Origin of the sequence: Psychromicrobium silvestre (assembly GCF_013408295.1) — a bacterium.
Lineage (GTDB): Bacteria > Actinomycetota > Actinomycetes > Actinomycetales > Micrococcaceae > Renibacterium > Renibacterium silvestre.
This window is the reverse complement of record NZ_JACBYQ010000002.1, coordinates 1,040,753-1,063,541: the sequence shown is the minus strand read 5'-3', so window position 1 is coordinate 1,063,541 and position 22,789 is coordinate 1,040,753. Positions and strand designations below refer to the sequence as shown.

Genomic DNA, 22,789 nt, shown 5'->3' with positions numbered 1-22,789 from the left:
GCCAGCAGCGTCCAAAAGCAATATTTTTGCAATAAGCTATCGAGTTGGGACACCCGGGAAGTCTGTCGGTTCAGGCGAAGGCGAATACCCGAGGGCTTTGTGAATGTCTGAGTCAGCGCTTGAAGCGCAGCGTCACCAGCTGGAAGGGCCGCAGCATAAGCTCGACCGAATCGCTGCCCAAAACCACCCCAGTGGGAGCCTCGATCGCTTCCTCCAGCAGATCGGTTGCCTGCACAGAAAGCACCGGGAAACATGCCTTGAGCAAGCCGGTAGACCGCTCCCCCAGTGACTCATAGAGCCTGACAATCAGATCGCCGGATCCATCTTCGGCCAGCTTGACGGCCTCGATGACCAAGGCTGCATTGAAGACAGAGAAGAGTGGTTCCACCGGCTCCGCTCCGGCGATGGTGCGGGGTGCCAGATTGGTCCGGTAGCCTTCCTCAACGGCATCCGCAATGGCTGCGCCGGGTCGGATGGTCACGGTCAGTTCATGCTCGCCCTGATCGGAGTGCGGATCGGGCGATTTAGGCGCGCGCAATAGCGACAATCGCACCGAAGTGGTGGTGCCGCCGTCGGAATCTCTTACCGCCCGGGTGACGTCGTGGCCATAACTGGAACCATTGGAGACGGCCACCCCGTAGCCCGCTTCACCGACATGAATCCATCGATGCGCGCAGATCTCAAACTTGGCGGCTTCCCAGGAGGTATTGGTGTGCGTGGGGCGGAAGACATGGCCGAACTGAGTCTCGGACGCGCTACGGTCGGCCCGCACATCAAGCTCGAAGCCGAGTTTGAGCAGTTTCTGGCTTTCCTGCCAGTCAATCTGATTGACAATGCTGAGCGAGGGCGAGCCCGCAGCCAGGCTGATCCGCTGGGTCAGCGGTGAGGCGCCGATTAAACGCTCCACCACAACGACGGCGTCCCAACCGGCGCGTTCCAAAGTCACCGAGTGCGCTTCGGTGCAGTCGGTGACATTGCGGCGGTAGAACTCATCGATGTCCCAGGCATCCCAGGCATTCGGAGTGTCCCGATGCAGTTCCAAGCGGTTACCCACTCCGCCGGGTGCAATGGCTTCTCGACCGGTGGCGTAATCCATCAAGGAGGTGATCTGCCCATTACCGTCAATCACAGCGCGAACGATGGCATTGTCCAACACATAGCCACCATTAACCTCGGTGACTTGAACAGGAGAATCGCTAGTGACCTCGGGGGCAGCGGCGAGCGCCGGCACTCCGGAACGTTCGTGGGGCGTGGCGTTAAAGCTCAGCACGGTATCGCCCTCGCCAACCAACACCTTCATCGAGGCGGTGATGATGGCTTCCAGCTCGGTGGCGATAGCAGCGTAGTTCCGCTCGGCGTCCTGATGCACCCAAGCAATGGAGCTGCCCGGGAGGATGTCATGGAACTGCTGGAGCAGAACCAATTGCCATAACCGCTTCAGTTCCGCGGCCGGGTAGAGAGCGCCCTTCCGAACGGTGGCGGTAGCCGCCCACAGCTCGGCCTCCCGGAGCAGGTGCTCGCTGCGCCGGTTCCCCTTCTTGGTATTGGCTTGCGAGGTGTAAGTGCCACGATGCAATTCCAAGTACATTTCACCGAGCCAGACCGGCGGTGCCGGGTATTCCGCTTGAGCCTGCTCAAAGAAGCTCTTCGCGCTGCCCAACTGCACGGCGGGAGAGCCTTCCAATGCGGCGGTGCGATGCGCAGCCGCTACCATTTCACGGGTTGGTCCACCGCCGCCGTCGCCCCAGCCAAAGGGAACCAGGGAGATATTACTGTTTCCCTTTTCGCGGTAGTTGCTCTGTGCATGAGCCAGTTCGCGGCCGCTCAGCTCACTGTTGTAGGTATCGACTGGCGGGAAGTGGGTGAAGACTCGGCTGCCATCGATGCCTTCCCAGAGGAAGGTGTGGTGCGGCATCACATTGACCTGGTTCCAGGAAATCTTCTGGGTGAGGAAGTAATCGATGCCCGCCGAGGCCACGATCTGCGGCAGCGCCCCGGAGTAACCGAAGGAGTCAGGCAGCCAGGCCTCTTTACAGTCCACCCCGAATTCGCGGCGGAAGAAGCTCTTACCCTCCAGGAATTGCCTAGCCATCGCCTCGCTACCGGGCATATTGGTATCGGATTCAACCCACATTCCACCCACCGGAACAAACTGTCCGGCGGCAACCTTGACTTTGATCCGTTCGAAGAGCTCCGGGTAGAACTCCTTGATCCAGGACAACTGCTGAGCCGAGGAACAGGAGAAAACGAAGTCTGGGTGCTCGTCCATCAGGGCGATCACATTGGAAAAAGTTCGTGCGCACTTGCGAATGGTTTCGCGCACCGGCCAGAGCCAGGCCGAGTCGATATGCGCGTGTCCGGTGGCCACCACTCGGTGTGCCGAGGCATAGGCGGGCTGGCTAAGCACCTGAACGAGCGCTTCACGCCCTGCCTGCGCGGTGCCCGCAACGTCGTCGGGGTCCATTACATCGAGCATCCGCTCCAAAGCGCGCAAGATCTCATGCCGTCTGGGCAACTCCATCGGCAGCTCGTGCATCAACCCCGACAGCGTCCAGATGTCCTGTTTCAGTTCCCAGACGGTTTCATCTAGTTCGGCAATCGCTATGCTGCCCAGTTTGTAGAGCGGTTCGCTGCCTGCGGTGGCCTTATCGCCGATTGGATTGGGTTGGAAGGTCCAGCCTTGGGCGACGTCGGGGTTTGCGGCGGCTTCGATATAGAAATCGATGCTCCGATCCGGCTCCTCCGATCCGGAGAGCTGCTCGAGTGAAACATATTTATTCAACGGCGAAAGCGCCTTCGCTATGCTGCCGTCCTTACGCCAAGCTATGCCCTCGCACTGGAAGCCGGGCATCTCATTGCTGTAGCCGAGCTCCGCGACCACTTCAATCCGGCCGCCCGGCTCGCCGAAGGTCGCAGGCACCTCACCGGTGACATGCAACCATTTGGTGCTCCAAGGGGCACCCCAGGACTCTCCCTGCTGCACTGCTTGATAATCCTGGCCTATCGCTTCGGCAAAGGGCACCGGTTCGTCCGGCACGTCCCACGCGGTCACGGTGAGCGGCAGGGATTTACGGTAGAGCGCCCGGTCTAGGCGTTCGCGGACAAAGCGGTCTAGACGTGCCTCGGTGAGACGACGATCATCGTGCACAGATTCTCCTACGAACACACAGCGGGTTTTTATCTTTGGGATGTACTTAATAGAGCCTAATGGCGTTTTTTCGATTACGCCACCGGAGTTGGCTAAAACTTAGCCTATTCACATGAAATATTCACCGCAAGCCGTCACCTTTCACCAATCAGCGACTAATAGTCTCGGCAATCAGCTCGACCCGCTCCGAGCCCGTGTAGACATTAAGCGAGGTCCCTCGGCTGAAGCCCACCAGGGTAAGACCCAATTGCTTTGCCAGTTCCACGGCCAACGACGACGACGCGCTCACCGCGGCCAGCATCGGGATGCCAGCCATTGCGGCCTTCTGCACTAATTCAAAGGAAGCCCGACCGGAGACCTGCAGAACCGTCCCGCTCAGCGGCAGCTTGTGCTCTCGCAACGCCCAACCCACCACCTTATCCACGGCGTTGTGTCGGCCCACATCCTCGCGCAGGCAGAGCAACTCCCCTTGAGCCGTGAACAGTCCGGCGGCATGTACTCCGCCGGTCTTGCTAAAGAGTTTCTGGCCCGCACGTAATCGCTCCGGTAATTCAGCCAGAGCGCGCGCGGAGAGTCGGAGTGGATCATCGGCTGGGGCAAAGCGAGAGGACTTGCGGATTGCCTCAATCGAAGCGGTTCCACAGATTCCACAAGAACTAGTGGTGTAGACATGCCGGTGCAGATCAGGCACCGAAACGTCCGGCCGGAGTTGAGCCTGGACCACATTAAAGGTCTGCCTGCCATCCTCATCCTCGCCTGCGCAGAACCGCAAGGAGATGAGTTCATCGGCTGCTCCGATCACCCCTTCCGAGACCAGGAAGCCCGCGACCAGGTCAAAATCATCCCCGGGGGTTCGCATCGTCACGCTAAAGGGATCTTCGCCAATCCGGATTTCCAGTGGTTCTTCGGCCGCAAGCACATCCTCCCGCTCGCTGGAGCGCACCGTGGAGGCGCCGCCGTCGAGCGTTAATCGTGTCACTCGCACCCGCTGTATTAACCTGCTCACGGGATAAGCCTAGACTGAACCATGAGCAAAGCTCCTCGGCATGGCATCGACGAATCCGAACTCAGCATCAAGGGGCCGAAGAAGACCTCGGTAGGCATCCCAGGGGTGCTACACGCGCTGCAAATCTCAATGGAGCAGATGGGGCCGCTCCGCTCAGCCGAGACGCTCTTGCGGGTGAACCAGAAGGATGGTTTCGACTGCCCAGGCTGCGCCTGGCCGGAAGGCGATAAGCGACATGTCGCCGAGTTCTGCGAAAACGGGGCCAAAGCGGTCGCCGAGGAAGCAACGAAAAGACGAGTCAGCCCGCAGTTCTTCGCCGAGCATTCGGTTGCCGATTTGCTGCAACAAGATGATTATTGGCTCGGTCAGCAGGGCAGACTCACCCATCCCATGCTTCTCGACGAGGGCGCTAGCCATTACCGCCCGGTCAGTTGGGATGAGGCCTTTACGTTACTTAGCGATGAATTGCTCAGCCTAGACTCCCCCGAGCAGGCTGTTTTCTACACTTCCGGGCGAACCAGCAATGAGGCAGCCTTTCTCTATCAGCTGATGGTCCGCGGCCTAGGCACCAATAATCTGCCGGACTGTTCAAATATGTGCCATGAATCCTCCGGCTCGGCACTTGTCGAGACCATTGGAATTGGCAAGGGCTCCGTCTCCCTGGAGGACATCCACCAAGCCGAGCTAATCCTGATCGCTGGGCAGAACCCCGCCACTAACCATCCCCGGATGCTCTCCGCCCTGGAGAAGGCCAAGCGCAACGGCGCACGCATTATTGCCATTAACCCGCTACCAGAGGCCGGGTTACTGCGCTTCGAGAATCCGCAGACCATCCGCGGCCTAGTTGGTGGCGGCGTGGCGATCGCGGATCAATTCCTGCAAATCCGGTTAGGCGGGGACCAAGCGCTCTTCCAGGCCCTGGGCAAATGCCTAGTGGATGCGGGCGCCTTGGACCGCTCCTTCATTGAGCAGTACACCATTGGTTTCGAGGAATACCAATCCGGTTTACAAGACCTGGATTGGGCCGAGGTGCTCACCGCCACCGGCCTCACCGAAGAGCAGATCCGGGACACCGCGACGGCTTTGATGGCCTCACAGCGCACCATCGTCTGTTGGGCAATGGGCCTTACCCAACACAAGCATTCGGTGGCTACCCTCCGGGACGTGGTGAATCTGCTTCTGTTACAAGGGAACATCGGCAAGGTCGGGGCAGGGGTTTGCCCGGTGCGTGGTCACTCCAATGTGCAGGGTGACCGGACCATGGGCATCTTTGAGAAGATGCCGGAAAGCTTTCATGCCGCCCTGGATGCCGAGTTCGCGTTCAGCTCCCCTCGCAAGCACGGCTTCGATACGGTAGCTGCTATCCAGGCCATGCGGGCTGGGCAGGTACGGGTCTTCATGGGTATGGGTGGCAACTTTGTCAGGGCGACCCCGGACACTGAGGTGACCGAAGCTGCGCTGCGCAACACCTCGCTCACCGTGCAGGTCTCCACCAAGCTCAATCGTTCTCATCTGGTGACCGGACGCAGAGCGCTCATCCTGCCCACTCTGGGTCGCACCGAAAAAGACAGCCAGTCCGGGGGTGAACAGCGCGTTACGGTGGAAGATTCTATGAGCGCGGTGCATGCCTCACACGGCAGGTTGCGACCGGCCTCCGCCGAGTTGCTCTCCGAGGTGGCCATTATTGCGCGACTTTCGGAAGCGCTCTTCACCGATCATGAAGGCAAGAGTAGGCCAGGTGCCCCAGTAGCCAGCTGGGGCTCCCTGAGCGGGGACTACGGGCAGATCCGCCAACACATCGCCGCCGTGGTGCCGGGATTCTCCGATTACGAGCAGAAGATCGATCGGCCCGGAGGCTTTGTGCTGCCCCATGGACCTCGGGACGAGCGACAGTTCAGCACCCCGAGTGGTAAAGCCGTTTTCACCGCAAATCAGTTGGAGTTCCCACGAGTGCCCGCGGGCCGTTTGCTCCTCCAGACGCTCCGCTCCCATGATCAATACAACACTACGATTTACGGCAAGGATGATCGCTATCGTGGGGTCTACGGAGGCCGCCGGGTGGTGCTGGTGAATGCCGAAGACCTGGCCGAACTCGGCTTCGCCGAGGCCGAAGAGGTTAATCTGGTCTCGGAGTGGACCGATCCGGATTCCGGTGTGCTCAGCGAGCGCCGCGCGGAAGCCTTCCGTTTGGTGCCGTATTCGACGCCGCGGGGCTGTGCCGCCGCCTACTATCCGGAGACCAATGTGCTGGTGCCGCTCGAATCAACCGCGGATATTAGCGGCACCCCAACCTCTAAGGCCGTCGTGATTCGGCTGGAGCACCGCTCCTCCTAGGTTTCCTGGCTGAGCCTTTTGGCGGTTCTTTGAGTGCACACCGTCAAGGCGTTGACCAGGGCAAGGGCAAAACCTGCACCGACTCCCCCATCCGCACTCCGTGCGGTGGTACCACCATGATGCCCTCGGCCTGAACCAGGCCACGCAGCATGGCCGCTTCGACCTTGGACACCGGGGAAGCCAGGCCATAGAGTTCCCGATACGGCATCAATCGGGTACGCCCGGCCAGGGGCTCGAAAGCAACACCACAGGCCAATTGGCCGATCTCCGGCAATGCCTCGCCGTTCAGGCCCGCCAGCAGGGGCTGCGCCAAGGTCAGCAAGCCGATAAAAGCAGCTAACGGATTTCCCGGTAACCCCACCAGGAAACGTGGGCCGGAGCCTAGCTCGGGTAAGGCGGCAAGAAAGCTAGGGGCCCCGGGCCGCATCGAAACGCCATCCACGAGCAACTCGGCGCCGATCTCTGCGAGCGCCCGGTGCAAATAATCGGCGTTCGAATGGCCGGTGCCGCCCGTGCTAATCAGCAGCTGCCCATCGTCCTCGGAAAGCGCCGCCACGGTAGCCGGTAGCTCGTCGCTTAGCCGTTGCTGTCCGGTCACCACACCCCCGAGCATTTCAACTGTCCAGGCCAGTTGCGGACCGAAAACATCGCGAACTTGCCCCGGCTCCGGCAACCCGGTTTCGATGATCTCATTACCTGTCAGCAGAAGCCGCACCTTCGGTTTTCCACCCACGGTAAGTTCGTCCACCCCAGCCAGCGCGCCAAGCGCCAGCCGGGCTGGGTTCAAAATCGACCCTGCTTCCAGCAAAACTTCGCCCGCACCGGCCTCTTGGGCTCGCCGTCGAATATGCTGGCCGGCCTTGGGCTCGCCGGGAGCCGCCGTCGTACTCAGTCCCAGCACTGCTAAGCCCTCACCATCTACGGTTTCTTCGCCGCTTTCGCTGCGCAGGACCGCTTTGGCTCCCGGTGGCAACACTCCACCGGTCAGGATCGGGCTAGCTTGGCCGGGATAGAGCCGCTCACCCGGCGGAGCGAAGATCCAGGGGGCACTGCCGCTGACCGCCCAGCCATCCATCGCCGCGGAATCGAAATGCGGCAGGTCCTGTAAGGCTCGCACCTCGGAGGCTAGGGTACGGCCCCCGGCCGCAGCCAAGGGGATTTGCTCATCGGGCAAGCTGGCGGCCGCCTCAAAGGCGAGCTGTCTAGCCTCAAGCCAATCGTGTTTAAGTCGAATCTCAGGCATCGCGCGCCAGAAGCACTTGCCGTGCCGCTTCGATGGCTGAACGCATGGCGAGGTCATCCGAGGCTTGACCGCTTCCGGCGGCCAAGCCTGCCGCGAAACCTGCGATAAAGGTGGTCAGTGGGGCTGCCGGTCGGACCACGCCGTGCGCGGCTTCTCCGGCCAGGGCCAGAACGGCCTGAATATCCACCGGGGTTCCCGAGATCTCCAGTTTCGCCAGCAACTCGCTGCACCATGCATCCAGAATCGCTTGCTGTTCCATTCACTGCCCTTTCTCAATGCCCCACTGTGCCGCATCGGCCCACTCATCGATGTCTTCCGCCGAGCGACCGGGTGCCAGGACTCTGGCAAGCTCCAGCCTAGCAATGACCGCTCCCAGTCTCTGGCTGGAATTGCCGGAGGCGATCACCTGAGCCACAGCGCGGCGGAGTGCCGCAACCCGGTAGAGCCCCAGCAAAAACTGATCTCTACCCTCAGAGTCCTGCAAAAGCACCCCGTCGGGTCCTGGGGCTGCCTGCAATAGTGCTCTCACTCCCTCGGCAGCGGCTGGTTGATCGCTGGCTAGCAGCAGGACGAAGCCCGGGCCGAGGTGCGGTAGGGCGGCGGCCAGCGCGGCTACCGGGCCGCTGAAGGGCGGGTCTTCCCGGGCCCACCGAACTGCCTCGGCTCCGGGCAGGCCGGAAAGCAGAGGTCTCAGTACGACGGCGTCACCCACCACCACGGTAGCTTCACCGCTACCGGCCGAGACCTCCCAGACCTCGGAGAGGAGCCGGGCGAGCAGTGGGGTCCCTTGGTAGTTCAGCCCAGCTTTCAGGACGCCGCCCAGTCGGCTCCCTTTACCCCCGGCAAGCACCGCGAGGGCTGGCGACTCAGGCAGCGGATTCACTGAGGAAGGAATCCCACTCCGGTGTTGGCTTTTCCAGTTCGCGGATCTGCCAGTGCCCGCTTCGCGGCGCCCGCGGGGTCAGACGTAGTTGCCAGTTCATTTCGGCGGGGGTGTGATCACCCTTCAGGTTATTGCAACGCAAGCAGCAAGCCACCAGGTTCTCCCAACTATGAGCACCGCCGCGAGACTTGGGGTGTACATGATCTATTGTGCTCGCGGATTTGCTGCAATAAGCGCATCGGTGTTCATCCCGGCGCAGCACACCACGGCGACTGACCGGTACCTCACGGTTGTACGGCAAGCGAATATATCTGTTCAACAGGATCACCGAGGGGCGTCCTAAAATCTCCTGCGGACCCACCACGGGATCGTCGCCCTCGGCTAGAACAGAGGCTTTGCCTGCCAGGACAAGAATCAGCGCCCGGCGGAAGGTAACCACCGCCAGCGGCTCATAACCAGCATTCAGAACAAGAGTACGCATAGGCGTCGTCCCTCTTCGCTGACCCGGAGTCGTCTCGGCAAAGCCGGCTGCCCTGTCGCAGCTCCAGATCTTGAACTCAACACCAGATTATGCGGAAGTGCCCGGAATGGGCGAATTCTGATATCCCCGCCGTGGACGTGTCGGGGAAAATTCATCGACTGGCAACCTGCAAACGCCCGCTGATACGCAGCATTTTTGCCGTTGTAGCACTAGAGGTGGATATCCGGCGGATTGGTGCCGCCGATCACTTCCAGGTTCTCGAATTCGATCTCCGCACCGCAGCTGGCACAGGTCGCGACGGCATGGAGCTCGGCTCCGCAGTCGTGCCGGAAGATTGCGGTCTGCTCACCACCGCGACACCAGTTGTCGCCCCACTCTTTGAGCGCGAGAAGCACTGGCATGAGATCACGACCCGCTGCAGTAAGCACGTACTCGTCGCGCGGAGGGCGCTGGCTGTACTGCCTGCGCTCGATGACACCTACCTCCACGAGAGTGCTCAACCGGCTGGCGAGCAGGCTGCGTGGTGCTGCAAGCTGCGCGATGAGGTCCACAAACCGCCGGTTGCCGTAGAAGAGCTCACGCACGATCGCCAAGGAGTACCGGTCGCCGAGCACCGCCAGGGCATCAGTGATCGAGCACTCTCTTGGTGTCGGTTTGAAATCTGGACTCATTCAGCTAGGCTACCTCACGGAGTCAGTCCAGATTTCGAACCAACTACTCAAGGAAGACATTCCATGCCGGAGCAGATCCTCACTACCCGCCGCGTCCTGATCGACGGCGAATATATCGTCAACCACTCTCTCGCGAGCCAAGATGGCCAGCCCGTTGCCGTCCGCTTCGACCTTTTCCGTACCAACGGCGACGTCGTTCTCCAGCACTGGACGGACGAGGAGCCTTGGCAGCAGGAGACTGCCAACGGGCATACCCAGATCGATGGGCAGTCGGCTATCAACCTAGCCGCCGACACCGAGGAGACGCGCCGCATTGCCATCGCCACGGTCCAGGCGATCCTCGTCAACGCCGACTATTCCGACATCCCCGCCCACCTTGCCGGGGAAGACTACCTCCAGCACAATCACCGCTTCGCCGACGGCGTCTCCGGCCTGGTCGCTGCCGTGACAGCGCTCGCTCAGCAAGGCATCACGATGAAGTATGACGGCATCCGCCAGGTCGTCGCTCAGGGCGACTTCGCTTATCTGCGCTCCGAGGGCATGTTCGGCGGACAGCCGTTCGTGTTCCATGACCTGTTCCGCGTCGCCGCCGGTCGCTGCGTCGAACACTGGGACGTCATGGTCCCGGCGGTGCGCTCATGACCGGCACGCTCGGGTACGACGTCCTCATCCTCGAGCCCATCCCTCAAAACGTCGATACGTTCGTACCCAACGGCGACCGATTCATGTGGTCACCGCAGTCAACGATCCTCATCTACGGTGAACGGAATGCGATCCTGATCGACCCGCCGTTCACAACTAAACAAGGTCGTCAGGTCGCCGACTGGATCAATGCGAGCGGGAAAAACCTGACCCACATAATCGCCACCCACGGGCACGGCGATCACTGGTTCACGGCCCCGGCACTCGCCGAGGAGTTCGGAGCTCAGCTGGTGGCCAGCCAGGGCACCATCGACCTCATGCGCTTGCAGGTCGAGCAGCGATCGGTGAGCTGGGATATCCTCTTCCCCGGTCAGATCGGTGAAACGCCAATTACCGCAATCGTGCCTCAGGACCTCACGATTAACCTAGAAGGCCACCAGGTCCGCATTGTCGAGGTCGGTCACAGCGACACCGAAGACACGACCGTGATCCACGTCGCGGACCTCGAATTGGTTGTTGGCGGGGATGTGATCTACAACGGTGTCCACCAGTACCTCTCCGAGTCGGCGGGCGGCGGACTGGAGAAATGGCTGACCGCAGTCGATCTGGTCGAGGCGCTCGAGCCAAGGCTCGTCGTCTCGGGTCACAAGAATCCGGCCCTCGACGACGACGCGCCGCGGGCAATCCGCGAGACCCGGGAATACCTCACGACCGCGCGTTCCCTACTCCCCCGCTCCGCAACAGCTCGGGACTTTTTCGACGCGATGATGGAGCGCTTTCCCGACCGACTCAACCCGACAGCGCTGTGGATGAGCGCGTCTGCGCTCTACCCAGAGAGCTAAGCTCCCTTTCTGGGACAATTGAAGGCCCTGAGCGATCAGGAACCCGGTGATCTCAAAACAAGAGGGCCCCCACCATAACGGTGAGGGCCCTCTAAGTTAATGCGCTAATCAGTGACCGATAGCGATGAAAACCGGTCCGCTGCCAACATGTGCGGAGAACAGCGCCGTGGTGTAGCCGTTCCAGCCGCCGTGTACGGCCATGCCGTTGCCAACGTAAACCGCGATATGAGCCTGACCGCCACCGCCGTTGGCGTAGTAGATCAGATCGCCGGGCTGAGCTTCGCCCTCGCTGATGGTACGGCCCAAGGACAGGTAGCCGGCCGGCCAGCCGTGGTAGAAGATGCCCGCAGCAGCCAGCGAGTTGCTGGCCAGAGCGGTGCAGTCCTGAGCCACGCCGAGCTGGGCATACGCCGCAGCCGCGATGGTGGCGCCAATGCCGCTCTTCTGGGGGGTCGAAGTCTTGGTGCTGGCCGCCGTCGTGCTAGCCGCCGGAGCGGTCTGAGCTGCCGGAGTGGTGGCCGCAGCCGCCTGCTGCGCCGCAGGGGTAGTAGCTGCCGGAGCGGCTTCTGCGGTCTGAGCTGCCGGAGTGGTGGTGTTGCTCTCCGCGGCAATAACGGGAGCGGCGATCTCGCTGACCGGCACGGAAGAGGAAGTCTTCGGCGCCTGGAAGGAGATCTGGACCTTCGAGGAGGCGGTGACTGCGGGAGCCAATGCCTGAACTTCCAGGGTGGAGGTGTTGGTGTCCGGCTGAACCTCGGTCGGCTGTGCAGCGTTAGCGGCCAGCCCCGTGGTCAGTACCAGGCCGGAGGCGGCGGCGATAACAGCTGCTTGACGGCCGACCCCACCGGCGTTGTCACTGACAGCCTTGGCGATAACAGCGATGGAGCTGGTCTTAGTGATCGCGGCGCGATGCCGTGCGATCCCTTCACGATTACTCATGAATGCTCTCTTTCAATATTCCTCGGGCAAAGATGCGATTACTTGCTTTCGGTCTGCAGCGGTTTTTCTCATGCGAGCCGCCGCGCCCGCGTTTCAAGCAGTTAGGGCATGGTGTAGAAAACAGCCGAGCCGACGGCCGAAACCGAGGTCAGCAGAGTTCCATCAGAGGGGTTCAAAGCGCCAATTTCCATACCATTACCGACGTAGACAGCAACGTGTGATCCACCGTTCTGAACCACCAGGTCGCCGGGCTTAGGGGTCGTGGTCTGAACCATTACGCCCCACTGGTTGGTGCGCGGGATGGAAATACCGGCCTGTGCGTAGGCCCACTGGACGAAGCCGGAGCAATCCCAACCGGTGACCGGGCTGGTACCGCCGTAAACGTAGGCGTGGCCGATGCCTGCGTAGGCAGCTGCGGCGACGCTAGAGTGTCCACCGGAAACCGCGGCAGCCTGCGGTGCGGCAGCCTGCTTGGTCTGTGTTGCGGCCTGCTGAGGCTGCGCAGCCTGGGTAGTAGTCGTGGTCTGAGCCGCGGTGGTGGTTGCGGCCTCAACGGTCTGCGACTGCTCAACGGTCTGCGACTGGACGGCAACCTCAGGAGCCTCAACGACAGGAAGAGTGGCGTTAGCCACGACCTGCGAGAACTTCAGGGTCAAATTGCTCGGAGCCGAAACCTGCTGGGCAACCTCGGTGGTGATCCGACTGGAGTTTGCTTCCGAAGCGGTTCCCTGATCTGCGTTGGCAACCAGTGCCGGCAGGCCAATGCTGGTAACCAAGCCGGTGGCCACGGCCACAACGGCGGCCTGACGACCGAAGCTTCCAGCATTTGATGAGACAGCCTTAGAGATAACACTCAGCGGGCTAGAACTGACATTGGCAGCACGATGGCGACCGTTAGATGCCTTTGAAGACACGTTTGACCTCTCCCAAAGCCTGCGAGGTAAGCTGTCGGATTCGGATGGGAGTCACCCGGCCGCTTCCATCCATGAGCCTGAACTCATGGACCTCAGCGGCTTCACCCCTAGGACTTCTCGAAAGAAGCCCGCATATGGTTCCCCCGTCTCTGCCAGACGAATGTTGCGAACGGATCCCGGAACAGTGGCAGAGCTAAGCTATCCGCCCGAGAACGCCAACTTCCTAGAGACCTTGGCGCAGCTTCAACGGTACAGGAGGTTCCGTGGAATGTCACATTCCGATCACGGAAAAGTTATTTTGCTTATTTGGCCGTAACTTCTTAGTAATTAGTCCAGCAAGCGGTGTGATTCTAGAGCCAACCCAACGGGTCAACGGTCTTGTCGTTGACCATCACCTCGAAGTGCAAATGGCAGCCGGTGGAGGCGCCGGTGCTGCCGCTCAGGGCGACCTGGTCACCACGATTGACCTTCTGCCCCACCTTTACGGTGAGCGAACTGTTGTGGTTATAGGAGGTGGAAAGACCATTCCCGTGATCGATCACCACCCGGTTCCCACCGCCACCGTTGTGCCAGCCAGCGAAGGTCACCGTACCGCCGGCAGCGGCGAACACCTCGGTGCCACAGGCAATCGCAAAGTCCTGACCGGTATGTAATTCGCCCAGGGCACCGGTCAGTGGGTTGACGCGATAGCCGAAGGGAGAGCTGGGCACCAGCGTGCGCAGCGGAGCGGACAGACTGCCCTTCGCGGCGGCAGGGGTTACCTCGGCCGCCGAAACACTCAGCGTCTCGTGCAACTTGCCATCGGGATCCGGGGAGCCGGTGGAACCCGGTTGAATGAAGCTCAATTCCGCATCAGGAGCCGCAGTTACCGCACCAAAACTACTCTCCGCCACCGATTCGGGCTGGCTTTGCGGCGCTGCCAGATTGGCGGCTGCGCTCGGCACCACAACGGCGAGCGCCAGCGAAGCGGCCGCCAAGACGATTCCAGCACGCTGCACGGTCTTGGGTGAACGCAAGGCTCCCAGCGAACGCGAAGCGCCACGATGAGTCGTGGCGGTTTGCGCTCGACGGCGACCACGTTCCGGAACGCTTGGAAGGTCTCGTTGAGTGAGGAGTTCCACCGCGGACTGTTGGCCAAGGGCGGGCTGGGCCGATTCGATCCGGGCCCTGGCCTGGCGGGCAGCATCGCGCGGTCGTTCGAGCGGGACGGAAGGCTCGACTACTGCCACAACAGGTCTCGCACTGCGGCGTCCGTGTTGCGGGTGCGCGGGAACACTCAAGGGTTGGTCCTCTCTAGAACACTTGCGAGGTTAGCTGTCGGATTCGGGTCAGAGAGCGACCCGGCTTCCGGTCAGAGACACCGATACAGTGTGAACTTTGACCAGAAACTTCACCCCAAGGCCGGTGTGTACCGGTCGGTTGTGGTTCCCCCGTCCTTGCCTGAACTGAAAAATCTCCCGAATCAGAGGCAAGGCTCAGTGCTGATTGGGCTAGCGCCTAGATTGCGACGCCAAGGCATTACTATACGTTATTTGGCGGTTTGATAACAGTTCGTTATACAACCGGCGACGGCTCAGTCAATGGAGACGAAAACGTGCACGGCCACCTCGGGAGGCAATTCGAGAGCCCCCTCGACGCCCGGAACGCGTACCGAGATGTATTCGCCCACCTGTTCAAGCGAGACCTTGGTTCCCGGCCTCAGCCCGGCTTCATCCAATTGGCCGAGTAGTTCCGGGTCAACCTGGATCCGCTCGGACAGCCTGCCGATCACCACTTTAGATTCCGGCCGATAACTCTCCATAGCGGAGACCATATTCACCACTCCATCGGTGAATTCCTGCGCTTTACGCCCGCCGAAGGACTCCAGGCCCGGAATCGGATTGCCGTAGGGCGATTCCTTTGGATGCCCCAGCAACTCAAAGAGCTTGGCTTCGACCTGCTCGCTCATCACATGCTCCCAGCGGCAGGCTTCTTCGTGCACATAAGCCCAATCGAGCTTGATCACATCGGAGAGCAGTCGCTCGGCGAGCCGGTGTTTACGCATCACGCTAGTAGCCCGGTCGCGGCCCAGTTGGGTGAACTCTAGATGCCGATCACCGGAAACCACCACCAGGCCGTCACGTTCCATCCGCGCGATGGTCTGTGAAACTGTCGGGCCTGAGTGGTGCAGGCGCTCGGCAATCCGGGCCCGTAGCGGCACGATCAGTTCCTCTTCAAGCTCCAGGATGGCTTTTAGATACATCTCTGTAGTGTCAACTAAATCAGCAGTCACCTGAATAACGCCCCTCGCCTGTGCTCGCCTACACTCAAAACCTGTCTCTAACTTAGCTTGCCCGGCTATCGGCTGAAAATCCTTCAGACCCTAGCTAATGGCAGAATAAAGAGAGCCAGCCGTCCGACACTGAGCGAGCCCGGTCACTCCGGGCCGGAAAATCCTGGAGTTGCCGTGACCGATCCCGCAGCCGCGTTGAGCATTCCCGCTGACCTTTTACCCGCAGACGGCCGATTTGGGGCGGGCCCGTCCAAGACTCGCCCCGCACAACTTGAAGCCCTGACCGCGGCCAGCCGAACAATACTTGGCACCTCACACCGGCAAGCTCCGGTGAAGAATCTGGTCGGCGAGATTCGCGCTGGACTGGCAGATTTCTTCCAAGCACCCGAAGGTTACGAAGTTATTCTCGGGGTTGGCGGTTCAACCGCGTTCTGGGACGTGGCCAGCTTTGGCTTGGTCGAACGCAAGGCACAGCATCTTAGTTTCGGCGAGTTCGGTTCTAAGTTCGCCACCGCCACCGATAAGGCTCCGTTCCTGGAGGCTTCCTCCATTATTAGCTCAGCGCCGGGCAGCAGCCCGAGCCCCGTCGCCGAGTCTGGTGTGGACAGCTACGCCTGGCCGCACAACGAGACCTCTACCGGAGTCTCCACCACCGTACAGCGGGTGGCCGGTGCTGATCCCGGATCGTTGTTGCTGATTGATGCTACTTCTGCGGCGGGCGGCCTGGCCGTCGATGTTTCGCAAAGCGATGTCTACTATTTCGCGCCACAGAAAAATTTCGCTTCCGACGGCGGCCTCTGGCTTGGGCTGTTCTCCCCCGCTGCGCTGGAGCGGGCGGAGCGGATCAACGCGGGAGATCGCTGGATCCCAGACTTTTTGAATCTACAGACCGCGATCGATAACTCCCGGCTGAACCAGACCTATAACACTCCCGCGCTCAGCACCTTGGTGACCTTGGCGGAGCAAGTGCGCTGGCTCAATGAACAAGGCGGGATGGAATTCGCTGCCTCCCGCACCGCCGATTCGGCTAGCCGAGTTTATGGCTGGGCCGAAGCTTCCGAAGTGGCCACACCTTTCGTCACAGACCCTGCCGACCGTTCGAAGGTCATTGCCACCATCGACTTTGATGATTCGGTCGATGCCGCTGCGGTGGCCAAAACGCTGCGTGCTAACGGCATCGTTGACGTCGAGCCTTACCGAAAGCTCGGCCGTAACCAGCTGCGGATCGCGACCTTTGTCTCGATCGATCCCGAGGACATCAGCGCTCTGACCCGCTGCATCGACTACGTAATCGAGAACTCCTAGCCCAGGCTTAAACGCCGAGTGTGGAGATCTGCACCTTAAACAGGGTCTAAGACGTGCAGATCTCCACACTCGGCGGAAGGCACTCGGCGGAAGCTCGGAAAGCTAGGCTTCGTCGTCCGGCTCGGTCCCGGCTTCCACCGGCTCAACTTCCACCGGCTCAACTTCGGAGGCTTCCGCGAGCACGGTTTCCGAGACCTCAGCTTCTAACGGCTCGGCGTCTTCCGGGCGGACCCGTTCCGACCACGGCAACCACTGGGGCGCCAGCACCGAATCGTCGCTCGGCAGCAAACCCACTTCGCTCACCGTCGCCTGCTTGGCGCGCGGCGCGCGGGCTAGTACGGCGAACCATTGCCAACCCTGGTATCCAGGCTGCGTGCATTCAAACAACTGGGTAACCGCCCGCTCGCCTTCGCTGCGAGCCGCGAGGTGCGCACCAATGTGTTCCGGCTTGGCGATCGAGAGGATTCCTTCCCGAGCCACCTCGACGGCGGCGGCCAGCACGGCATCGGGCTTACCCACCCGCCAGATCGGCACACCATAGCGCTGCACCGGTTTCTCGGCGGCCTTAGCGGTCTCAGGCATCGAGGTCACTGGCCACGGCCCGCAACACTGCGGCGACCTTGGACCCGCTGGCCTTATCGGGGTACTTACCCTTCTGCAGGCCATTGGCGGTGTGTTCCAGCAGCTTGATCAGGTCCTCGACAATCACCGCCATATCTGCAGCTGATTTGCGGCTGGACTTCGCCACCGAAGGCGGCGCATCCAAAATCCGCACGCTGAGTGCCTGGGCACCTTTCTTACCGTCCGCAACACCGAATTCCATCCGGGTGCCAACCTTCACTTCGCTCACTCCAGCGGGCAGCGCGTTGGCATGCAGGAAGACTTCCTGACCGTCGTCGGAGGCCAGGAACCCAAAACCTTTTTCGTTATCGAACCACTTCACCTTGCCGGTGGGCACGTTACTTACCTCTTCACACTCAATGGTTTGTCCTTATAGATTAGCCGCTTTAGCCGCTGTTAGCGTTAAGCCATGACGCACAGCAGCCCGGAGTCCACAGCCTTAGGCTGGCGCTTGGTCAATCTCACAGCCTTGGCCCTGGCAATACTCGGAATCGGCGTGCTGGCTTATCTGGTGGTTATCAGGCTCTCCGGCGGCGAAACCTGGGCTGGGCTCAGCTGGATCGTGATGGCAAGCCTACCGCTAGCCTTCGTCTTAATGGCTGCCTCAATCCTGCGGGCCATTCGCCGCCGTCGTAACTTATAACTACCTTCCTTCAAGCACGGACTATAGCTAATGCCCGGTTCCCGGTAGCTTTAGAAGGATGTCCTCCATTCGAGCACTGAGTCAGGAGCTGGCGGCCCGCAGCGATGCGGCCCTCCGCGAGCTTTTCCTGGCGCGCCCCGACTTGGTTTCCCCGCCGGTGCCGGATTTCGCCGCCCTTGCGGCGCGAGCCTGCGCCAGGATCAGCGTGCAACGAGCGCTGGACACCTTGGATACCCCGCACCTGCAAGTGCTTGAGGCCGTACTGGTTTACCACGAGTTCTCCGAACAGCCCGCGGCTAACTCCGCCACCCTCAAAGCACTCATCACCGGCAGCTCCAAAGCCGGAGTGGAGAAGATCCTTCGTGATCTGAACTCGCTGGCCTTGCTCTACCGGGATTCGGGCGGATTCTCCCCGGTTAGCAGCCTTTACGAAGTGATCGGGGCGCATCCGGCGGGGTTGGGGCGCAGTTATAGCGAGTTGGCTCGCCCCGCCCAGGACTGGATGCGCACGACGGCGGCCGGGTTGGGTTTGGAGAATACGGAACCGGCGCAGGCACTCGCCGCGCGCTTCGAACAGCAGGATTGGTGGTCCGCGCTACTCGCCGAGGCCCCGGAGAAAACCATCGAGCTGCTGGCTAGATTTGAGGAGGGCCCGCTCGGCCTGGTGCCCAAATCCCGTCGCTCCTCGCGCGCGGGACAAGGGGCCGACAGATCGCCCAGCCCGCTGGACTTCCTGCTTGATCACGGCATTCTAGTGCCGCTCGACGCCGAGCACGTTGAGCTCCCGCGGGAGGCCGGAATAGCCTGGCGCGAAGGCCGACTGATAAGCCACTTTGAGTCAAAACCGCCGATAGCGCACACCGTCTCCGCGAGCGCCGCCCGAAGGGACAATGCTGCCCTGGGTTCCATTGCCGAAGTGCTGCGTGAAATTGGCGTGCTGCTGACCGCAATTGCCCAGCAACCGCTACCCACGCTGCGCACCGGCGGTGTGGGCGTGCGAGCGCTACGACCGCTCGCCCAGCAGCTAGAGAGCGATGTCAGCCGGGTCTCGGTGCTTCTCGAACTCTCGGCGGCGGCCGGATTAATCGTGCTGGATGCAGATACCTCAAGCTGGACGGCGGAGCTGGCTTGGTGGGATTGGCCGCGCGAAGAGCAGTGGCTGCGCTTGGCCCTGGGCTGGCTGCGATTGCAGCGCTCCCCCGCGCTGGTCGGTCAAGCGGTACCGGGCGGCCAAGGAACCATCAATCTGCTGGCAGCCGAGGGCCGGCGGGCGGATGCTCCACAATTGCGCCAACTACTCCTGCAGACTCTCGCCCAACTCACCGAAACCTCCGCCGCCGAGGCAGTGATCGCCGTCGAACCTGACTCACTGCTGGCCAGCGTCAAATGGCAACGCCCGCGGCTCTGGCGCAGGTTGCGCAGACTGGCTCCCGGAATCCTGGCCGAAGCCGAATTGCTAGGTCTCACCGGCTCAGGAGCGTTAACGGACTTCGGGCGGCTACTCAGCCGTGGCCAAGCGGAACAGGCCGCCGCATCGCTGCGGGAGCAACTCCCCGCCGCGATCAGCACGGTACTGCTACAGGCCGATCTGACCGCAATTGCGCCCGGCTTCCTGGAACCCCGGCTGAGTGCCGAGCTATCCGTACTGGCAGATCGGGAGGGCCAGGGGCCGGCAGCCACCTACCGGTTCTCGGCAAGTAGTCTGCGGAGAGCCTTAGACGCAGGCCGGGAGCCAGCTAGAATTCTGGATTTCCTGTCCACCCACAGCAGCACCGCCATTCCCCAGCCCCTGGAATATCTGATCCGGGATACCGCGGCACGGCACGGTTTGCTGCGGGTCGAGGGGGTCTCCAGCGTGATCCGCAGCCCGGATGAGGCGCTGCTGAGCAGCCTGCTGCATGAAACCGCCCTACAGGCCTTGGGCTTGCACGAACTCGCTCCCGGGGTGCTGGGAAGCCAGGCCAGCCCCGCTGAGCTTGCCCGGGCGCTGCGCGAACTCGGGATGGCTCCAGCTCTCGGCGGGGCTGATCAGCAACCGGCCCCGGCCCAGCGGAGCCTTGCCACCGCCGGAATCGAGGCCGAACCCGAGGAAACAGCCGAACCGGGCGCTGCTTTTGCCGAACAAATCGCCAGCCTGCGTAGCAAACCCGCCGGGGTCCCCGCCAATTCCGCGGTGGTGCCACAACTGAGCATCGAAACCTTGCGGGAAGCCATCCGAAGTCACCGGACGGTGCGGCTCACCGTAGTTGACGGCTCCGGGAATCCCGAACGGCTCCGGCTTGTTCCACTTGCGGTGAGCAATGGCCGGGTTCGAGTTTTCGATCCGGAGCGAGACACCGAACGAGTGATGTCCATTCACCGCATTGTCGATGTGGATATCCTCGACGAAGCAGACAAGGCAGGGAAGAAACCGTGACCGATGGTCCGCTCATCGTGCAAAGCGATAAGACCGTATTACTGGAAGTTGACCATCCCGACGCCACCGAGGCGCGGCATGCTATTGCGGCTTTTGCCGAGCTGGAGCGCGCTCCCGAGCACGTTCATACCTACCGGCTGACCCCGCTGGGACTCTGGAACGCACGCGCCGCAGGGCTGGATGCCGAGCAGGTACTGGACACCTTATTGAAGTATTCGCGGTTCCCGGTGCCGCATTCACTATTACTGGACATCGAAGACACCATGAGTCGCTATGGCAGGCTGCGGTTGGAAAAGGATCCGGTGCACGGCCTGGTGCTGCGCACCGACGATTTCCCGGTGCTTGAAGAAGTGATCCGAGCCAAGAAGATCGGGGAGCTGCTGGGCCCGCGGATCGATCCGATGACCGTGGTGGTGCACTCAGCACAGCGTGGCGCGCTCAAACAGTTGTTGCTGAAAATCGGCTGGCCGGCCGAGGACCTGGCCGGATATGTCGATGGGACGCCGCATCTGATCGCCCTTGAGGAGAAGGGTTGGGCTTTGCGGCCTTACCAGAAGCTCGCGGTGGAGAACTTCTGGGCGGGTGGCTCCGGCGTCGTCGTACTGCCTTGCGGGGCGGGCAAGACCCTGGTGGGCGCGGCCGCGATGGCGACCAGCGGCACCACCACGCTGATCCTGGTCACCAATACGCTCTCCGCCCGGCAGTGGAAGGAGGAGCTACTCAAACGCACCTCCCTGACCGAGGGCGAGATTGGTGAATACTCCGGTCAGGTCAAGGAAGTCCGCCCGGTCACGATTGCCACTTATCAGGTGCTGACCACCAAACGTGGCGGCCTCTACCCGCACCTGGAATTGCTGGATGCGAACGACTGGGGGCTGATTGTCTATGACGAGGTGCATTTGCTGCCCGCGCCGATCTTCCGGATGACCGCAGACCTGCAGGCTCGACGGCGGCTCGGCCTGACCGCGACCCTGGTCCGGGAGGACGGCCGGGAGGGTGAGGTCTTCTCGCTGATCGGGCCGAAGCGCTACGACGCTCCGTGGAAGGATATCGAAGCGCAGGGCTATATCGCCCCGGCGGACTGCGTTGAGGTTCGAGTGGATCTGCCCAAGGACGAGCGAATGGCCTACGCGATGGCCGAGGACGCCGATAAATACCGGCTGTGTTCCACCAGCGAAACGAAAACTGGCGTGGTGGAACAACTGGTTGCGGCCCATCACAACGAACAACTGCTGGTGATCGGCCAGTACATTGACCAACTCGACGAGATCGGGGAGCGAATCAATGCTCCGGTAATTAAGGGCGGCACCCCGGTCAAGGAGCGGCAGCGACTTTTCGATGCCTTCCGCCGTGGCGAGTTGCATACCCTGGTGGTGTCCAAGGTAGCCAACTTCTCGATCGATCTGCCGGAAGCCTCGGTGGCGATCCAGGTTTCGGGTTCCTTCGGTTCCCGGCAGGAGGAAGCTCAGCGTCTGGGCAGGCTGCTGCGACCAAAGTCCGATGGCCGCTCGGCTCGGTTCTACACGCTGGTGGCGCGGGACACGATAGACCAGGAGTTCGCGGCCCGGAGGCAACGTTTCCTGGCCGAACAGGGTTACGCCTACCGAATCCTCGATGCCAAGGATCTAGCGCAGAGCTGAGCACAAGTACAGTAAGCCCAGGGCGGATGTACATCCCGCTTCCAGAAAACTCCCAGGAAACTGGAGGAAGATGGTGGTGTGAACAACAACGAACCCGAGGCCCGGCTGCTGGTTGTCGACGACGAACCCAATATCCGCGAGCTGCTCTCCACCTCATTGCGCTTTGCTGGTTTCAACGTGGTTGCTGCCGGGAATGGACGAGAAGCGCTCGCCGCAGCGGAGGAACACAATCCGGACCTGGCGGTGCTCGATGTGATGCTGCCGGATATGGACGGCTTCACGGTTACCCGTCGTCTGCGGGCGGCCGGTAAGCATTTCCCCGTGCTTTTCCTGACCGCGCGGGACGACACCGATGACAAGGTCACTGGTCTAACCGTGGGCGGCGACGACTATGTGACCAAGCCCTTCAGCCTGGATGAAGTAGTGGCTCGGATTCGCGCGGTACTGCGGCGCACCCGCCCGCGTGAGGACGACGACGCGATCATCCAGGTTGACGATCTAGAGCTGGACGACGACGCTCACGAGGTTCGCCGGGGCCATCACACCATTGAGCTCTCCCCCACCGAATTCAAGCTGCTTCGCTATTTGATGCTCAACCCGAACCGGGTGCTGTCCAAGACCCAGATCCTGGACCATGTCTGGGAATACGATTTCAACGGCGATGCGTCCATTGTCGAGTCCTATATCTCCTATCTGCGCCGCAAGGTGGATCTAGATCCCTCGCTGCCTGCCCTCATCCAGACCAAGCGCGGTGTGGGGTACGTCTTGCGCACTTCGGAAAAACGGTAG

Annotated in this window: 21 protein-coding genes and 2 riboswitches; of the genes, 8 read left to right on the top strand and 13 right to left on the bottom strand. The window is 61.5% G+C overall.

The annotated features are described in order from the left end of the window. Positions 1–112: 112 nt before the first annotated feature. Positions 113–3,148, bottom strand: a complete 3,036-nt coding sequence (locus FHU41_RS12890) for a glycoside hydrolase family 38 N-terminal domain-containing protein (protein ID WP_179390025.1) — start codon at positions 3,146–3,148, stop codon at positions 113–115. A 148-nt stretch (positions 3,149–3,296) separates the two neighbouring features. Beyond that, positions 3,297–4,154, bottom strand: a complete 858-nt coding sequence (gene fdhD / locus FHU41_RS12885; RefSeq protein WP_179390024.1) for a formate dehydrogenase accessory sulfurtransferase FdhD — start codon at positions 4,152–4,154, stop codon at positions 3,297–3,299. Positions 4,155–4,175: 21 nt separating this feature from the next. Between fdhD and FHU41_RS12880 the strand changes: the two genes are divergently transcribed. Continuing rightward, positions 4,176–6,488, top strand: a complete 2,313-nt coding sequence (locus FHU41_RS12880; RefSeq protein ID WP_179390023.1) for an FdhF/YdeP family oxidoreductase — start codon at positions 4,176–4,178, stop codon at positions 6,486–6,488. Positions 6,489–6,531: 43 nt separating this feature from the next. Here FHU41_RS12880 and FHU41_RS12875 read toward each other — a convergent pair whose 3' ends face one another. The 5 genes from FHU41_RS12875 to FHU41_RS12855 all read right to left on the bottom strand — a co-directional run bounded on the left by FHU41_RS12875 (position 6,532) and on the right by FHU41_RS12855 (position 9,766). Next, positions 6,532–7,731 (bottom strand): molybdopterin molybdotransferase MoeA, encoded by a 1,200-nt coding sequence (locus tag FHU41_RS12875; protein WP_179390022.1) that lies wholly within the window; start codon positions 7,729–7,731, stop codon positions 6,532–6,534. After that, positions 7,724–7,990: a DUF6457 domain-containing protein gene (locus tag FHU41_RS12870; protein ID WP_179390021.1), complete on the bottom strand. Its 267-nt coding sequence runs from the start codon at positions 7,988–7,990 to the stop codon at positions 7,724–7,726. Before FHU41_RS12870 ends, FHU41_RS12875 begins: the two co-directional genes overlap by 8 nt. Next, a complete protein-coding gene (gene mobA / locus FHU41_RS12865) occupies positions 7,991–8,614 on the bottom strand; it encodes an NTP transferase domain-containing protein (protein ID WP_179390020.1) in 624 nt (207 codons plus the stop codon). Next, positions 8,598–9,095, bottom strand: coding sequence for an HNH endonuclease (locus FHU41_RS12860; RefSeq protein ID WP_179390019.1), 498 nt, complete (start codon positions 9,093–9,095; stop codon positions 8,598–8,600). The genes mobA and FHU41_RS12860 overlap by 17 nt, the downstream gene beginning before the upstream one ends. 209 nt (positions 9,096–9,304) lie before the next feature. Then, the gene (locus tag FHU41_RS12855; protein ID WP_179390018.1) at positions 9,305–9,766 is read right to left on the bottom strand and encodes a winged helix-turn-helix transcriptional regulator; all 462 of its coding nucleotides are present in this window, start codon (positions 9,764–9,766) and stop codon (positions 9,305–9,307) included. 63 nt (positions 9,767–9,829) lie between these two features. Here FHU41_RS12855 and FHU41_RS12850 point away from each other — a divergent pair, with 63 nt between their 5' ends. Together FHU41_RS12850 and FHU41_RS12845 are read left to right on the top strand one after the other, a co-directional pair. Then, positions 9,830–10,408 carry a nuclear transport factor 2 family protein gene (locus tag FHU41_RS12850; protein WP_179390017.1) on the top strand — a complete coding sequence of 193 codons (579 nt, stop codon included), beginning with the start codon at positions 9,830–9,832 and terminating at the stop codon, positions 10,406–10,408. Then, positions 10,405–11,250, top strand: coding sequence for an MBL fold metallo-hydrolase (locus FHU41_RS12845; protein ID WP_179390016.1), 846 nt, complete (start codon positions 10,405–10,407; stop codon positions 11,248–11,250). Before FHU41_RS12850 ends, FHU41_RS12845 begins: the two co-directional genes overlap by 4 nt. A gap of 108 nt (positions 11,251–11,358) precedes the next feature. Here FHU41_RS12845 and FHU41_RS12840 read toward each other — a convergent pair whose 3' ends face one another. The 4 genes from FHU41_RS12840 to FHU41_RS12825 all read right to left on the bottom strand — a co-directional run bounded on the left by FHU41_RS12840 (position 11,359) and on the right by FHU41_RS12825 (position 15,345). Next, positions 11,359–12,189 (bottom strand): NlpC/P60 family protein, encoded by an 831-nt coding sequence (locus FHU41_RS12840; RefSeq protein WP_179390015.1) that lies wholly within the window; start codon positions 12,187–12,189, stop codon positions 11,359–11,361. A 101-nt stretch (positions 12,190–12,290) separates the two neighbouring features. After that, positions 12,291–13,103: a C40 family peptidase gene (locus tag FHU41_RS12835; RefSeq protein ID WP_343046332.1), complete on the bottom strand. Its 813-nt coding sequence runs from the start codon at positions 13,101–13,103 to the stop codon at positions 12,291–12,293. A 2-nt stretch (positions 13,104–13,105) separates the two neighbouring features. Next, positions 13,106–13,281: riboswitch (cyclic di-AMP (ydaO/yuaA leader) on the bottom strand. A gap of 172 nt (positions 13,282–13,453) precedes the next feature. Next, a complete protein-coding gene (locus FHU41_RS15425) occupies positions 13,454–14,332 on the bottom strand; it encodes a M23 family metallopeptidase (protein ID WP_343046331.1) in 879 nt (292 codons plus the stop codon). 55 nt (positions 14,333–14,387) lie between these two features. Next, a riboswitch (cyclic di-AMP (ydaO/yuaA leader) is annotated at positions 14,388–14,581 on the bottom strand. Between the two features lie 95 nt (positions 14,582–14,676). Next, positions 14,677–15,345 carry a metal-dependent transcriptional regulator gene (locus FHU41_RS12825; RefSeq protein WP_179390457.1) on the bottom strand — a complete coding sequence of 223 codons (669 nt, stop codon included), beginning with the start codon at positions 15,343–15,345 and terminating at the stop codon, positions 14,677–14,679. Between the two features lie 204 nt (positions 15,346–15,549). On the opposite strand from FHU41_RS12825, the gene serC reads away from it, so the two are divergent. After that, complete coding sequence (serC, locus tag FHU41_RS12820; protein ID WP_179390014.1) at positions 15,550–16,680, top strand: phosphoserine transaminase; 1,131 nt, start codon at positions 15,550–15,552, stop codon at positions 16,678–16,680. Positions 16,681–16,782: 102 nt separating this feature from the next. Here serC and FHU41_RS12815 read toward each other — a convergent pair whose 3' ends face one another. Both FHU41_RS12815 and FHU41_RS12810 read right to left on the bottom strand, forming a co-directional pair. Then, positions 16,783–17,262 carry a DUF3027 domain-containing protein gene (locus FHU41_RS12815; protein WP_179390013.1) on the bottom strand — a complete coding sequence of 160 codons (480 nt, stop codon included), beginning with the start codon at positions 17,260–17,262 and terminating at the stop codon, positions 16,783–16,785. Next, positions 17,255–17,638 (bottom strand): cold shock domain-containing protein, encoded by a 384-nt coding sequence (locus tag FHU41_RS12810; RefSeq protein WP_179390012.1) that lies wholly within the window; start codon positions 17,636–17,638, stop codon positions 17,255–17,257. The genes FHU41_RS12815 and FHU41_RS12810 overlap by 8 nt, the downstream gene beginning before the upstream one ends. Before the next feature lie 72 nt (positions 17,639–17,710). On the opposite strand from FHU41_RS12810, the gene FHU41_RS12805 reads away from it, so the two are divergent. From FHU41_RS12805 to FHU41_RS12790, 4 genes are all read left to right on the top strand, one after another. Beyond that, complete coding sequence (locus tag FHU41_RS12805; RefSeq protein WP_179390011.1) at positions 17,711–17,944, top strand: hypothetical protein; 234 nt, start codon at positions 17,711–17,713, stop codon at positions 17,942–17,944. Positions 17,945–18,002: 58 nt separating this feature from the next. Then, positions 18,003–20,360, top strand: coding sequence for a helicase-associated domain-containing protein (locus FHU41_RS12800; protein WP_179390010.1), 2,358 nt, complete (start codon positions 18,003–18,005; stop codon positions 20,358–20,360). Further along, the gene (locus FHU41_RS12795; protein WP_179390009.1) at positions 20,357–22,000 is read left to right on the top strand and encodes a DNA repair helicase XPB; all 1,644 of its coding nucleotides are present in this window, start codon (positions 20,357–20,359) and stop codon (positions 21,998–22,000) included. The genes FHU41_RS12800 and FHU41_RS12795 overlap by 4 nt, the downstream gene beginning before the upstream one ends. 78 nt (positions 22,001–22,078) lie before the next feature. Then, a complete protein-coding gene (locus tag FHU41_RS12790; RefSeq protein ID WP_179390008.1) occupies positions 22,079–22,789 on the top strand; it encodes a response regulator in 711 nt (236 codons plus the stop codon).

Coding starts and splice junctions, on each gene's coding strand:
- FHU41_RS12880 (WP_179390023.1), top strand. CDS start 4,176: ATGAGCAAAGCTCCTCGGCATGGCATCGACGAATCCGAACTCAGCATC.
- FHU41_RS12800 (WP_179390010.1), top strand. CDS start 18,003: ATGTCCTCCATTCGAGCACTGAGTCAGGAGCTGGCGGCCCGCAGCGAT.
- FHU41_RS12840 (WP_179390015.1), bottom strand. CDS start 12,189: ATGAGTAATCGTGAAGGGATCGCACGGCATCGCGCCGCGATCACTAAG.
- FHU41_RS12860 (WP_179390019.1), bottom strand. CDS start 9,095: ATGCGTACTCTTGTTCTGAATGCTGGTTATGAGCCGCTGGCGGTGGTT.
- FHU41_RS12870 (WP_179390021.1), bottom strand. CDS start 7,990: ATGGAACAGCAAGCGATTCTGGATGCATGGTGCAGCGAGTTGCTGGCG.
- FHU41_RS12855 (WP_179390018.1), bottom strand. CDS start 9,766: ATGAGTCCAGATTTCAAACCGACACCAAGAGAGTGCTCGATCACTGAT.
- FHU41_RS12875 (WP_179390022.1), bottom strand. CDS start 7,731: ATGCCTGAGATTCGACTTAAACACGATTGGCTTGAGGCTAGACAGCTC.
- FHU41_RS12805 (WP_179390011.1), top strand. CDS start 17,711: ATGACGCACAGCAGCCCGGAGTCCACAGCCTTAGGCTGGCGCTTGGTC.
- FHU41_RS12845 (WP_179390016.1), top strand. CDS start 10,405: ATGACCGGCACGCTCGGGTACGACGTCCTCATCCTCGAGCCCATCCCT.
- FHU41_RS12850 (WP_179390017.1), top strand. CDS start 9,830: ATGCCGGAGCAGATCCTCACTACCCGCCGCGTCCTGATCGACGGCGAA.
- FHU41_RS12815 (WP_179390013.1), bottom strand. CDS start 17,262: ATGCCTGAGACCGCTAAGGCCGCCGAGAAACCGGTGCAGCGCTATGGT.
- FHU41_RS12825 (WP_179390457.1), bottom strand. CDS start 15,345: ATGTATCTAAAAGCCATCCTGGAGCTTGAAGAGGAACTGATCGTGCCG.